The sequence below is a fragment of the Streptomyces marincola genome (genome assembly GCF_020410765.1).
GTDB lineage: Bacteria > Actinomycetota > Actinomycetes > Streptomycetales > Streptomycetaceae > Streptomyces > Streptomyces marincola.
In genome coordinates, this window is sequence record NZ_CP084541.1 from 2,782,037 (window position 1) to 2,793,880 (window position 11,844).

The window sequence follows — 11,844 nt, forward strand, 5'->3', positions numbered from 1 at the left end:
GGCCTCCGCCACGGCGGGTCCGTGCGCGGGCGGCCCCAGGGAGGCCGCGCCGGAGCGTGCCCGCCGGGGCGTGCGGCAAGCCGCACGAGCGGGCCCGCCCCGGCCCCGGGAACGTTCCGGGGAGCGCACGGCGACGGCCGCCGCCGGCCGTCGTCGACACGCCGAAATGGGATGGGGAAACGCGCATGAAGTGTCCGAGCTGCGGCAGCGTCAACGTGACGAGCACCGGCATGCCGCGCAGGTGGCAGTGCATGGACTGCCACAGCACGTTCGCCCGCTGAACGGCCGCCGGGCGCCCGCCTGTTCGGTGGGCGCCCGGTCAGCCGGCCGTGTCGTTCCCGTCGTCGACGTACTCCGCGCCGTCCGCTCCGTGCCGGTCGTTGAGGTGGCCGGCCAGGGCGCGGGCCGCCGCCTCGTCCGCGCCGAAGAACGCCGCGCGCGGGCGCCCGTCCTCGCCCTGGACGTGCACCAGGCTGCCCACCGGGTCCACCACGTACCAGCCGCGTTCGCTGCTGCGCCGCGCCTCGAAGCCCGTGCGCGCGCTCGCGTCGAATTCGTCCACGGCCCGATCATGCAGCACGGGGGCCGCCAGCCGCCGCACCGCCCGGCGGCCGGCCCTCACGCCTCGCAGGTCCCCAACAGGTCGGTGAGCGTGGCGAGTTCGGCTTCCGTAATGGTCAGCTCGTAGGTGTGCTTGACCGAGGTCCAGGCCACCGCGTAGGTGCAGTGGAAGTCCTCGGCGGGCGGCAGCCACTCGTCGGGCGACTGGTCGCCCTTCTCGCGGTTGACGCCCGAGGCGACGGCGATGAGCTGCGGATGCTCCAGGTCGTTGGCGAACTCGCCGCGCTCGTCGTCCGTCCACGCGTCGGCGCCCGAGCGCCAGGCGTTGGCCAACGGCACCATGTGGTCGATGTCGATCTCGCCGTCGTCCCCGTACTCCCGCGCGTCGTAGGCGCTGAACCACGAGCCCGCCACCGGCCGGCACTCGTCGTCGACCTCGACGCCCTCGCCGTCGCGGCGCAGCACCAGCTGGCGGACGGTGCAGCCGTCCACGCTGGCCCAGTGCGGGAACCTGTCCCTTGAGTAGCCGGTCATCGGCTCCGGCTCGGCCACGGTGAGTTCCGCGAGCAGCCCGGCGGCCTCGGCCGGGTCCGGCAGCCCGGGCAGCTCGTGCCCGCCGCCGGGGCGCGGCGCGGCGCCGTCCCCCGTCTCGGCCGGCTGCCGGCCGCCGGACGCACCGCCCGTCCCGTCCGCCTCCCCTGCGGCGCTTCCGCCGGAGTCGTCGTCCGACCCGCAGCCCCCGGCGGTGAACACCACCGCGCCCGCCACCGCCGAGACCGCCATTGCCCGAAGCCGCTTGTTCATGTTCGGTTGTGCCCTTTCCCGCCCGGCCGGTGCCGCGCACGGTCCCGTGCCCGCCCGGCCGGCCGCACCCGCGCCCGTTCGCCCGCCGTCCGCTCCGGTCCCGCCGGCCGGCCGCCTGTCTGCCCGTTTCCCTGCCCACGCCGCACCGGGGCGACGCCCGGGACCGCCCGCCGCGCGCGGCACCCGGACGGCGCGCCGGCGGCGGCTGCCGCTCCCGCCGCGCCACCGGAGCGCGGGGCCGGCGGCGGGCGCGGCCCGCGTTCACCCGGTCGGGTGAAAGTCCGCCCGGCCGGGTGCCGTTCGTCCGGCTACTCGACGACGACGGAGACCTCGACGTTGCCGCGCGTCGCCTTGGAGTAGGGGCAGAGCTGGTGCGCCTGCTCGACCAGGCTCCGCCCGGTCTCGCCCTCCAGGCTCGGGGGGAGCTCGACCCGCAGGGTGACCGCCAGCCGGTAGCCCTCGTCGTCGGTGTCCTTGCCGATGCCGACCTCCGCGGTCACCGACGCGTCGCGCGTGTCGGCGCCGGCGCTGCGCCCGACCGCGCCCAGCGCGCTGGCGAAGCAGGCCGCGTAGCCGGCGGCGAACAGCTGCTCCGGGTTCGTGCCCGCGGGCTGCTCGGCCCCGCCGAACGCCGGCGGCGGGGCGAGCGCCAGGTCGAGGAGGCCGTCGGAACTGACGGCGCGGCCCTCCCTGCCGTTGGCGGTGACCGCGGCGGTGTACAGCGACTCCATCTGCGTCGTCCTCCGGTTCTCGGATGGTCGGTGTCCTCGGTACCGGGGCCGTTCGGCCGCGTGCGCCGTCCGGCCCGGCCGATCAGTAGATCACACAATTGAGTTGTGCACAATCAAATGGCGCACGCTGCGCTACGCTGGCCCCCATGAGCACGGAGTACCTGCGCCTCGACCAGCAGATCTGCTTCGCCCTGCACGCGGCCTCGCGCGCCTTCGGCGGCGTCTACCGCGCGGTCCTGCGCGATCTGGGGCTCACCTACCCGCAATACCTGGTCATGCTCGTGCTGTGGGAGCACGGAGAGCTGTCCGTGGGGCGCATCGGCGAGCACCTGCGCCTCGACTCGGGCACGCTGTCGCCGCTGCTCAAGCGGCTGGAGGCGGGCGGCTTGGTGCGGCGGACGCGCGGCACCGAGGACGAGCGCTCCGTCACCGTCCGCCCGACGGCCGCCGGGCTCGCCCTGCGCGAGCGCGCCGAGCGCGTTCCGCCGCTCGTCGCCGGGGCCACCGGCCTGGACGACGCGGAGCTTGCCCGGCTGCGCGCGGACCTGACGCGGCTGACGGCCGCGCTCGACGCGGCGGCCGCGCGAGCGCGGTGAGCCGGCCTGAGCCGGCGGCCTGACCCGGCGGACGCCGCCGGGCCGCCGGGTCGAGCGCGGCCGTCAGTCCCCCGCCCGGCCGCGACCGGCCCGCGGCCCGCCCGCCGGCCGCGGGACGGCGGCCGTCTCCGCCGCGTCCACCCGCCCGAGGTTCCGCACCGCGGGGATCGCGAGCAGCGCGGCGCCGACCGCGAGCGCGACCGCCGCCCCCGCGAGCAGCACAGGGGACGCGCCGAAGGCGCCCGCGGCCGGACCTGCGAGCCCCTGCCCGACCGGCAGCATCGCCGCGGAGCCCGCGACCTCGTAGGCGTGGATGCGGTTCAGCACGGCGGCCGGCACCCGCGTCTGGACACTGGTGATCCACAGGACACCCCAGAACGCCATCGCCGCGCCCGCCACGACGAAACCCGCGGTGATCACCGCGACCCCGCACCCCGCGCCCACCGTCGCCGGCTGGAGGAAGCAGCCGAACAGCGCCAGCGCCCCCGCGCGCAGCGGGTACCTGGGCCGCACGCGCATCGCGACCAGCCCGCCGACGGCCATGCCCGCCCCGAGCGCCGAGTTCACCAGGCCGTAGGCGCCCGTTCCGTGGGCCGCGATCACCTCCGTCGCCACCAGCGGGACCGCGGGGCCCCACGCCGCCGCCATGAACACCATCCAGACGGCGATGACCGCCCACATCCAGGTGCGCGCCCTGAACTCGCGCCAGCCCTCGGCCAGGTCGGCGGCGAACGAACCGGCGGCCGGCCGCCCGGGCCGCGGCGGCAGCCGGAGCAGCAGCAGGCACAGGGCGCTGACCAGGTACGTTCCGGCGTGCGCGAGGAACACGCCGCCCGGCGATGTCACCCCGACCAGCACGCCCGCCGCCGCGGGGCCCCCGATGGCCATGCAGGACTCGGCGGTGCGGACCGCGCCGTTGGCCGCCTGCACGTCGTGCGCGATGCGCGGCACCGTGCTCGTGAGGCCGGGCTGGAACATCGCGGCGCACACCCCGTTCACCGCGCCGATCGCGCACACCTGCCACAGCACGACGTGCCCGGTGAGGAACAGCGACGCGGCCAGCACCTCCGTGCCCACCCGCACCAGGTCGGCCCCGATCATCAGGTGCCGGGGGTCGAACCGGTCCGCGACCACGCCGCCGAAGACCACGAGCCCCGCGAAGGAGGCGGTGAACGACGCGAGCGCCGCCCCCACCGCGCCCGCGCCGCCGCCGTGCCCCACCAGCCCCGCGGCCAGCGCGACGGGCAGCATCATGTCGCCGAACCTGGCAACGGCCCGCGCCGTGAAGAACAGCCCGAACTCCCGCGTCCACAGGCGCGGCACCCCGCCTTCCGCGCCCCCCACGCGCCCCGCGCCCTTCGCACCCCCCGCGCGCCGGCGCCCGGAGCCGGGCGCCGGCGCGGGCTGCCGTGCGGGGGGCGACGTCATGCGTCAACCATCACCCGTTCCGCCCCCGCCCGCCCGTCCTGGCGGTCCGGCCGCGGGGCGCCGCCCGCCCGGTTCGAGCGGGGGCGCGCCGACCGCGCAGTGCCGGGTGCACTGCGGCTCCGGGGCGTGCGGCGCCAGCCGGCCCGGCACGGCGAACCAGGCGATGAGGGCGCCGAGCAGCATCAGTCCCGCGCACAGCAGCACCGCCCGGCCGAACGCCCGGTCCACGGCCTCCGCGGAACGGTACTGGTCGGCGGACAGGCCGGTGGCCAGCGGCAGCGCGGCCACCGCGACCAGCTGGGCGACGCGGGCCGCCGCGTTGTTCACCCCGCTGGCCACCCCCGCCCTGCGCACCTCGACCGAGGCCAGCACGGTCGCCGTCAGCGGCGCGACGAACAGGCTCATCCCCAGCCCCTGCACCAGCACGCCGGGGAACACGTCCGTCCAGTACGAACCGCCCGGGCGCACCCGGTGCAGCAGCACCAGGCCGACCGCCGCCACCAGCGGGCCGAGCGTGAGCGGCAGCCGCGGCCCGATCCGGTGGGACAGCGCGCCCGCGGGCCCAGAGAGCACCGTCAGCAGCAGCGTCACCGGCAGCGAGGCCACCCCGGCCGTGAGCGCGTCGTAGCCGAGGCCGTTCTGCAACTGCGTGGGCAGCAGGAAGAAGACGCCGCCGATCGCGGCGTACAGGCACAGGGTGACGGCGTTGGCCGCAGTGAACAGGCGCGACCTGAACACCCCGAGCGGCAGCATCGGCCGCGCCGCCCGCCGCTCCCGCCGCACGAACGCCGCGCCGAGCAGCAGCCCGCCCGCGAGCGCCCAGAGCGCGGGCGCGTTGATCAGCGCGAACGTGACGCCGCCGAGCGACAGCGCGGCGAGCACCGCGCCCGGCACGTCGAACCGGCCGCTCGCCGCCCAGTCCCTGCTCTCCGGCACCGCGCGCGTCAGCAGCAGCACGGCCGCCGCGAGCGGCACGTTGATCAGGAAGATCCACCGCCAGCCCGGCCCGTCGACCAGCCAGCCGCCGAGGAACGGCCCGAGCGCCGTGGCCACCCCGCCGAGCCCCGACCACAGGCCGACGGCCTTCGCCCGCTGGTCCCGGGCGAACGACGACTGGATCAGCGCGAGCGACCCGGGCGTCAGCAGCGCGCCCCCCACCCCCTGGAGCGCACGCGCGGCGATGAGCGCCGGCGCGGACGGCGCGAGCCCGCACAGCACCGACGCCACCGCGAACCACACCACGCCCCACACGAACACCCGGCGGCGCCCGAACCGGTCACCGAGCCCCCCGCCGAGCAGGATCAGCCCGGCGAGCGTGAGCATGTAGGCGTTGAGGATCCACTGGAGGCCCGAGATCGGCACCCCGAAGTCGTCCCCGACGCGCGGCAGCGCCACGGTGACGATCGTGCCGTCGAGCATCGCCATGCCGGAGCCGAGGACGGCGCTGCCCAGCACGCGGCGGCCCGTGGGCGACGCGGTGGTCAGGCGCCCGGCGCCGTCCCGCGGCTCCCCCGCGGCCTCCTCATGACCTGCCATGCGGCCATGGTCGGCCCCCGGCCGCTCACGCGCCCGTCGGCCGGACGGCGCGCGCCCCCGGCCCGATGACGCGTTCCACCAGCTCGGGCAGCCACTGCACGTACTCGACCTCGGCGCCGTCGGCGTGCCGGGCGTACAGGAAGCGCCCGGTGGCGCTGCGCGCCGGCGGCACCGTGACGCGCGCCCCGTGGGCGGCGAGCAGCGCCGCCGTCCGGTCGAGGTCGTCGACCACGACGGTGGCGGTGGCGCCGCGGTAGCGGTCGCGCGCGGCGGCGGGGCCCGCGATGACGAGGAAGTCACCGATCGCGGCGAGTTCCACCGACTCGAACGGCATCCGCAGGTCGGGCTCCGCGCCGGTCAGTTCACGCAGCGGCGCGAGGGCCGCGTCCATGTCGTCCGACCACAGGCGGGCGTACGTTTTGAGAATGGTCATACCGGCATGCTGGGCACCGGCCACCGCGCGCGGGAAGCACGCACCCCGAGCTGAGAGAGGAACGGAACGGTGACCGGCCGGTCCTCGAAGCCGCTCGCCCCTTCGGTCCTCACGGGCCTCGCGAGCAGGTGGGCCCTCCTGGTCGTGGACGCCCTCGCCAAGGAGACCCTGCGCTACACGCGGCTGCACGGCCGCGTCGACGGCATCAGCCACCAGATGCTCGCCAGAACCCTGCGCGCCCTCGAACGCGACGGCATCGTGGTCCGCACGGCGCACCCGACGGTCCCACCGCGCGTGGAGTACGCGCTCACGCCCGCCGGTCAGGACCTGCGGACCCGCGTGGCCGGCATGTGCGCCTGGAGCCGCGCGCACCTGCCGGAGATCGAGGCCGCCCGCGGGCGGTACGCCGCCGAGGACGAGCGGGCCCGCCTGCGCCGCGCCGGGCTCGCCGCCGTGCCCGGCAGGCCGCCGGCGCCGCCGCTGACCGCGACCGCCGCCCTGGCCGGACCGGCCCGCCGCCCCGGGGACGGCGGGCGGGAGATCGGGATCGACCGCGCCGACCCCTTCCTGGTGCCGCGCGCGAACGCCGCCTGGGCCCGGCTCGCCCGGCGCTACGGCCTTTACGGCCCCGCCGGGGAGTTCCTGCTGGCCACCGCCGTGGACGACGGGCCGCCGCGGTGGCGCGCGGTGCGCGTCCTGCCGGGCGCCGACCTGATGGGCGCCGGGGCGGCGGCGTTCCTCGGAACGGCCGCCGGCCGCCCCGAGTTCGCCGCCCTCTCCCCCGACGGCCGCGTCGCGCTGCGCGCCACCACCGGGGCGGCGCGCGTGCGCCTGATCGCCGTCCCTACTGGCCGACCCGGCCGGGCCGGAGCGTCTTGCTGAACAGCACAGGACCGTCGACCTCCCGCAGCCGCGCCGTCAGCTCCCCGCTGTCGCCGTCGATCTCGACCTCGCCGTAGAACTGGTAGCCCTCGGCGGGCGAGACGTTCGCCGTCTCGGGCGCCTTCACGAAGACGCGTTCCGGGCCGAACGTGCCGTCCAGCGCGTTGGGCGGGAACGCGCCGGCGTTCAGCGGGCCGCTGACGAACTCCCAGAACGGCTCGAAGTCGCCGAACGCCGCCCGCTCGGGCCGGTAGTGCTGCGCCGACGTGTAGTGCACGTCGGCGGTCAGCCACACCGTTCCCGTGATGCGGCGGTGCTTGATGAAGCGGAGCAGCTCCGCGATCTGGAGCTCGCGGCCGAGCGGCGCGCCGGGGTCGCCGTTCGCGATGGCCTCGATGTTCTCGGCGCCGTCCGGCACGACGAGACCGATCGGCATGTCCGCGGCGATGACCTTCCACACCGCGCGGGACCGCGCCAGCTCGCGCTTGAGCCAGTCGAGCTGCTCGCGGCCCAGGATGCCCTGCCGGTCGTGCGGCTGCCGGCTGGGCGAGTTGGCGTTCCGGTACGTCCGCATGTCGAGCACGAACACGTCGAGCAGCGGCCCGTGCCGCACCACCCGGTGCACCCGGCCCTCGCGGCGGCCGGGGCGCAGCGTCTGGATGGGGAAGTACTCGGAGAACGCCCGCCGGGCGCGCGCGGCAAGCACGTCGACGGACTTCTCGGTGTAGCGGTCGTCCGCCAGGATCTCGCCCGGGTACCAGTTGTTGGTGACCTCGTGGTCGTCCCACTGCGCGATGACGGGCACCTGCGCGTTGAAGCGGCGCATGTTCTCGTCGAGCAGGTTGTAGCGGAAGTTGCCGCGGTACTCGTCGAGGGTCTCCGCGACCTTGCGCTTCTCGTCGGTGACGAGGTTGCGGTAGGTGCGGCCGTCCGGCAGGGTCACGCGGTCCTCGATCGGCCCGTCGGCGTACACCGTGTCCCCGCTGAACAGGAAGAAGTCCGGGTCCCGCCCGCGCATGTCCGCGAACGCCCGGTACCCGCCGATCTCCGGGTTGATCCCCCAGCCCTGGCCCGCGAGGTCGCCCGACCACACGAACCGCACGCCCTCCCTGCGGCGCGCGGGCGCGGTGCGGAACGTGCCCGTCACCGGCTCGCCCGTGCGGCGCGGGTCGTCCGGGTCGGCCAGCAGCACCCGGTAGTGCACCTGCCGGCCCGGAGGCAGGCCGTGCAGCGCGGTGGTGCCGGTGAGGTCCGTGCCGGGGCCGAGCAGCGGGCCGAACCAGCGGCGGGGGCGGCGGAACGACTCCGTCGCCGAGGTCTCCACGATCATGCGGGCCGGGCGGTCGGACCGCACCCACACCAGGCCGGAGGAACCGGTGACATCCCCGACCTGCACGCCCCAGCGCGCCATCGGGCGCCCGGAGCGCGCGAACGCCGGGGCGGCGCCCGCCAGCAGCCCGGGCGCCGCGAGCCCGGCCGCGGTCGCGGCGACCGTGCCCCGCAGCAGTGCCCGCCGCCCGGTTCGCGGATCGCGCGTGTCCGTCATGACGAAAACCTCCACTTTTCCTCGTCCGACGGCCCGCAGTATGGTCCGGAACCCACCGGCCCCGGACACCCCACGCGGTAACACTGGGCGAACACCAGGCCAACGTGCCCCCGCGCACACGGCGCGAGGCAACGGCGCGAAGACTCGTTCGGGCTAATCGGGACCCGCCGCCGCGCTATCCGCGCCCCACCCGGGTATCTCCCCGGCACACCGGGCGCGAAGTGGCGGGAGGTACGCGTTGATCGGTTCCCTCGGGCGAGGCGGCGCCGCGGCGCGGGCCCGGCTCGGCCGCCGCGGCGCGTTCCTGCTCGTCGTCGGCGCCGGCGAGCTGGTGTGGGGGCTCCAGTACCTGCTCGACCCCCTGCCCGACCCGCAGGGCCTCGCCCTGCTCACCGACGCGGCTCCCCTGCACGCGTGGGCCTGGCTGTGGGTCGCGGCCGGCCTCACCGGCGCCGTCAGCGCCGGCGTCCGCGCCGGGCGCGACTGGGCCGGCTTCGCCGCCCTGCTGACCCCGCCCACGGTGTGGACGGCGGCGTACGTGGCCGGCGCGTTCTCCGGCGAGTACGCGCAGGGACTCTGGTTCGCCGCGTACTACGCGACCACCCACGTCGGGGTGTGCCTGTGGGCATCGGCCGTGCCCGAGTACGCGGTGCCCGCCCCTGGCCCCCCGGGAAAGGGCACCGACGGATGAACACCCTGTGGACGGCCATGGCCGCCATCGGCGGGCCCCTGGCCGCCGCCCTCGGCAGCTGGTACGCGGCGCGCGCGACGCGCACCGCGGCCGGCGTGACCGCCGACGCCCACCGGCACGCCGCCGAGACCATGGCGGGGCCGGAGGAACGGCTCGCCGACCTGGCCGTGTTCAAGGCCGCCGTGGAACGCGTCGACGCGGAGAACGCCCAGCTCAGGCAACGCTTGTTGACACTGGAAACGCTCGTCCGCGCCTTCGCGCGCCACGTGGCCCGGCTCACGGGGCAGTTGCGCGATCAGGGCGTCGAGCCCTGCCCGCCCCCCGACCGCGTCGAGGAGTACAACCGCACCGGAGCCTGACTCAGTGCCGCCCGCGGGCGGTGCTCGACGCACCACCGAACAGCCGGGCGACCAACCGGAACGGCAACGACACCACCGTGGCGACGGCGCCGCCCACGGCCCGGAAGATGTCCGCGATAGCCCTCAACATGAGCGCGGCCTCCTTTCCTTCCGTTCGTCCTGCCCTAGCGGTTAACCCCCACAGGCCCCCGGAAACCTCACCGCCCTGCGCTCCGGCGGTCACGCGCCCGAACGCGCGGCTGCTCCCGGGACCTCGGCGGCCGGTTGAGGCGTCAGGAGAGGGAACCGACCCAGGTCGGAGGCTCGAAGCCCATGTCGTCGTTGTAGCGCCACACCTCGATCACCAGCTCGCTCCCGTTCCGCGCCGTGTCGATGCTGTGCGCGTCGCGGAAGTCCATGGTCTCCCCCGGCGCGAGGCGGCCTTCGAGGAATTCCGTGTCCTCAAGGTAGACCGATTCGACGGCGCCCCCATTGGTCGCCCCCTCGACGATCAGGCCGAACTCGCTCAGGTCGAGGGGCTGATCACCATCGTTGACGATCTCCAACTCGACCCAGAACGGTGTGTGCCCCTCGGTGACCGTGTCGAATTCCCCCAGGCTGTCCAGCGGTATCTCGGCGAGCGCGGCAACCGTGACAGACACGCCGTCGTCCCATGCGTGGCTCTCGCCCACGGCCAGATCGGAGGGAACCGTCGCGGACGTGTCCCCCTCGGCCGGGTCCTCGTCGGCCGCCTGACCGGTCGCGCCCTCTTCGCAGTCGTCGCTGCGCCATGCCCCCTCCTCCCACACCCACCGGGCACCGTCCTGCTCGCCCGCGTCGTCCAGGGCCTCGATACCGGTCGTGCCGAGGACACGGGCGCTGGTGCCGTCGAACTCCAGGATGTCCAGTTCCCGCAGGGAGATGTCACCGTACAGAGTGCCGATGAGCTCCATCGCCTGGTCGGCCGCCGAGGCCGTGGTCAGCTCGCGGCAGCGGGCCGACTGGCCCGCGAGGAAGGCATCGGTGTCGCCGGCGTTCATCGCGGCCAGGTTGTCCTCGACAGCCTGGCGCAGCGCCTCCTCCGAGCCGCGCTCCGCCTCCGACGCCCCCGCACCGCCCTGGTCCGTGCCCTCCTCCGAGCCGCACGCCGTCCCAACAAGGGCGAGGGTCAAGGCGGTTGTCGTCACGAGGAGTCTGTGTGTTCGCATGCGCGCAGCGTGGCACGTTGCGACGGCAGTGGCAGACCATGTGATGATTTCGTGATGATCCAGCGGCGAGACCACCGCCCGCCCCTACGGCCGCGGCGGCACCCACCGAGGATCGAAGCAGACCGGGCCCACGGCATTCATGCCGTGGATCTGCCGGCCGAGACGGGCCCTACGCTGGATCGGCCGCTGGTGTACCTGACCAAGGGGCCAAGAACCACCGACCGACGGCGACATGAGGCCCCCGTGGCGACGGGCGTTCCCCGGAACACGTGGCCGATCTTGAAGGCAGGGAGTACCAATGAGCGCGGTCAGCTGGGAGGAGACGAGGCGCAGGGCGCGTGAGCGTCGTGAAGCCGCCGGGCTGCCCGTGCGGTCGTCTGCGGAGAAGCGGGAGGCGATGGACCGGCTCGTCTCCGAGGTGCGCGCCCACCGCCTCGCGGAGATCCGGCAGGAACAGGCGCTGACCCAGCGCGCTGTCGCCGCGGCCATGGGCGTCTCCCCCCCACGCGTGTCGGCGATCGAACATGGCGACATCGACCGCGCGGAGCTGGCGACGCTCCGCTCCTACGTAGAGGCCCTCGGCGGACGCTTGCGCGTGGTCGCGGACTTCGGCGACGCGGAGTTCACGGTCGCCTGACGCTGTGGTGCGACGCCGAGCGGCGGGACGCACGCCGGAGCCGCAACGCATGGCCGTTGACCGTGGTGCGCCGCCCTGTCGGACACGTCCCGGCGCGGACGCACCTGTGCCGACCAGGTGCTGATGCGCACTTCGCGTGCCCGGTCGACCGCCGGCCGCACTGCCCACGCGTCGAAGCCCAACGCCGAGCGGGCAGCCCAGCGGGAGCCGAAGTGTGGACCTCACGGCGTTGGCGGGGCGCAGTGGCGCAGGGTGTGGCGCGGGGCCGGGAACGGCGGAGGGCCAGCCCCGGGGGGTGGCCCCTGAGCTGGCCCTTCGGTTTGTGCCCCAGGCAGGATTCGAACCTGCGACACCCGCTTTAGGAGAGCGGTGCTCTATCCCCTGAGCTACTGAGGCGAGGCGCTGCCTGGGTCAGCCTACCGGGTCTCGGTCGCCGGGTGGGAACGGGATGTC

14 protein-coding genes and 1 tRNA gene are annotated in these 11,844 nt (G+C 75.4%); 5 read left to right on the forward strand and 10 right to left on the reverse strand.

What is annotated here, in order from left to right:
- Positions 1-319: 319 nt before the first annotated feature.
- The 3 genes from LC193_RS11775 to LC193_RS11785 all read right to left on the reverse strand — a co-directional run bounded on the left by LC193_RS11775 (position 320) and on the right by LC193_RS11785 (position 2,096).
- Entirely contained in the window at positions 320-562 is a 243-nt protein-coding gene (locus tag LC193_RS11775; protein WP_226073881.1) for a hypothetical protein, read from the reverse strand.
- 56 nt (positions 563-618) lie between these two features.
- On the reverse strand, positions 619-1,365 hold the full coding sequence (locus tag LC193_RS11780; RefSeq protein ID WP_226073882.1) for an HNH endonuclease family protein: 747 nt from the start codon (positions 1,363-1,365) through the stop codon (positions 619-621).
- Positions 1,366-1,673: 308 nt separating this feature from the next.
- Positions 1,674-2,096, reverse strand: coding sequence for an organic hydroperoxide resistance protein (locus LC193_RS11785; RefSeq protein WP_226073884.1), 423 nt, complete (start codon positions 2,094-2,096; stop codon positions 1,674-1,676).
- 146 nt (positions 2,097-2,242) lie between these two features.
- Here LC193_RS11785 and LC193_RS11790 point away from each other — a divergent pair, with 146 nt between their 5' ends.
- Positions 2,243-2,692, forward strand: coding sequence for a MarR family winged helix-turn-helix transcriptional regulator (locus LC193_RS11790; RefSeq protein ID WP_226073886.1), 450 nt, complete (start codon positions 2,243-2,245; stop codon positions 2,690-2,692).
- A gap of 63 nt (positions 2,693-2,755) precedes the next feature.
- Here LC193_RS11790 and LC193_RS11795 read toward each other — a convergent pair whose 3' ends face one another.
- From LC193_RS11795 to LC193_RS11805, 3 genes are read right to left on the reverse strand one after another with little or no spacing between them, the layout of a single operon-like run.
- The gene (locus LC193_RS11795; protein WP_404819394.1) at positions 2,756-4,120 is read right to left on the reverse strand and encodes an MFS transporter; all 1,365 of its coding nucleotides are present in this window, start codon (positions 4,118-4,120) and stop codon (positions 2,756-2,758) included.
- Positions 4,121-4,123: 3 nt separating this feature from the next.
- Positions 4,124-5,656 carry an MFS transporter gene (locus LC193_RS11800; RefSeq protein WP_226073889.1) on the reverse strand — a complete coding sequence of 511 codons (1,533 nt, stop codon included), beginning with the start codon at positions 5,654-5,656 and terminating at the stop codon, positions 4,124-4,126.
- Positions 5,657-5,681: 25 nt separating this feature from the next.
- On the reverse strand, positions 5,682-6,089 hold the full coding sequence (locus tag LC193_RS11805) for a VOC family protein (RefSeq protein WP_226073890.1): 408 nt from the start codon (positions 6,087-6,089) through the stop codon (positions 5,682-5,684).
- 69 nt (positions 6,090-6,158) lie between these two features.
- Between LC193_RS11805 and LC193_RS11810 the strand changes: the two genes are divergently transcribed.
- Positions 6,159-6,971: a winged helix-turn-helix transcriptional regulator gene (locus LC193_RS11810; RefSeq protein WP_226073891.1), complete on the forward strand. Its 813-nt coding sequence runs from the start codon at positions 6,159-6,161 to the stop codon at positions 6,969-6,971.
- Here the strand turns inward: LC193_RS11810 and LC193_RS11815 are convergent.
- Entirely contained in the window at positions 6,934-8,517 is a 1,584-nt protein-coding gene (locus LC193_RS11815; RefSeq protein WP_226073892.1) for an alkaline phosphatase D family protein, read from the reverse strand. The two genes, LC193_RS11810 and LC193_RS11815, sit on opposite strands and share 38 nt — an antisense overlap.
- Positions 8,518-8,755: 238 nt before the next feature.
- On the opposite strand from LC193_RS11815, the gene LC193_RS11820 reads away from it, so the two are divergent.
- Together LC193_RS11820 and LC193_RS11825 are read left to right on the forward strand one after the other, a co-directional pair.
- Entirely contained in the window at positions 8,756-9,208 is a 453-nt protein-coding gene (locus LC193_RS11820; protein ID WP_226073893.1) for a hypothetical protein, read from the forward strand.
- A complete protein-coding gene (locus LC193_RS11825; RefSeq protein ID WP_226073894.1) occupies positions 9,205-9,567 on the forward strand; it encodes a hypothetical protein in 363 nt (120 codons plus the stop codon). The genes LC193_RS11820 and LC193_RS11825 overlap by 4 nt, the downstream gene beginning before the upstream one ends.
- Position 9,568: 1 nt before the next feature.
- On the opposite strand, the gene LC193_RS28980 is transcribed toward LC193_RS11825, so the two are convergent.
- The gene (locus tag LC193_RS28980; RefSeq protein ID WP_264086268.1) at positions 9,569-9,697 is read right to left on the reverse strand and encodes an LPFR motif small protein; all 129 of its coding nucleotides are present in this window, start codon (positions 9,695-9,697) and stop codon (positions 9,569-9,571) included.
- A 142-nt stretch (positions 9,698-9,839) separates the two neighbouring features.
- Positions 9,840-10,754: a DUF4352 domain-containing protein gene (locus LC193_RS11830; protein ID WP_226073895.1), complete on the reverse strand. Its 915-nt coding sequence runs from the start codon at positions 10,752-10,754 to the stop codon at positions 9,840-9,842.
- A gap of 298 nt (positions 10,755-11,052) precedes the next feature.
- Between LC193_RS11830 and LC193_RS11835 the strand changes: the two genes are divergently transcribed.
- Positions 11,053-11,391, forward strand: a complete 339-nt coding sequence (locus LC193_RS11835) for an XRE family transcriptional regulator (RefSeq protein WP_226073897.1) — start codon at positions 11,053-11,055, stop codon at positions 11,389-11,391.
- Between the two features lie 323 nt (positions 11,392-11,714).
- Here LC193_RS11835 and LC193_RS11840 read toward each other — a convergent pair.
- A tRNA-Arg gene (locus LC193_RS11840) sits at positions 11,715-11,787 on the reverse strand.
- Between the last annotated feature and the right edge of the window lie 57 nt (positions 11,788-11,844).

Coding starts and splice junctions, on each gene's coding strand:
- LC193_RS11780 (WP_226073882.1), bottom strand. CDS start 1,365: ATGAACAAGCGGCTTCGGGCAATGGCGGTCTCGGCGGTGGCGGGCGCG.
- LC193_RS11785 (WP_226073884.1), bottom strand. CDS start 2,096: ATGGAGTCGCTGTACACCGCCGCGGTCACCGCCAACGGCAGGGAGGGC.
- LC193_RS11790 (WP_226073886.1), top strand. CDS start 2,243: ATGAGCACGGAGTACCTGCGCCTCGACCAGCAGATCTGCTTCGCCCTG.
- LC193_RS11795 (WP_404819394.1), bottom strand. CDS start 4,120: ATGACGTCGCCCCCCGCACGGCAGCCCGCGCCGGCGCCCGGCTCCGGG.
- LC193_RS11800 (WP_226073889.1), bottom strand. CDS start 5,656: ATGGCAGGTCATGAGGAGGCCGCGGGGGAGCCGCGGGACGGCGCCGGG.
- LC193_RS11805 (WP_226073890.1), bottom strand. CDS start 6,089: ATGACCATTCTCAAAACGTACGCCCGCCTGTGGTCGGACGACATGGAC.
- LC193_RS11815 (WP_226073892.1), bottom strand. CDS start 8,517: ATGACGGACACGCGCGATCCGCGAACCGGGCGGCGGGCACTGCTGCGG.
- LC193_RS11825 (WP_226073894.1), top strand. CDS start 9,205: ATGAACACCCTGTGGACGGCCATGGCCGCCATCGGCGGGCCCCTGGCC.
- LC193_RS28980 (WP_264086268.1), bottom strand. CDS start 9,697: ATGTTGAGGGCTATCGCGGACATCTTCCGGGCCGTGGGCGGCGCCGTC.
- LC193_RS11830 (WP_226073895.1), bottom strand. CDS start 10,754: ATGCGAACACACAGACTCCTCGTGACGACAACCGCCTTGACCCTCGCC.
- LC193_RS11835 (WP_226073897.1), top strand. CDS start 11,053: ATGAGCGCGGTCAGCTGGGAGGAGACGAGGCGCAGGGCGCGTGAGCGT.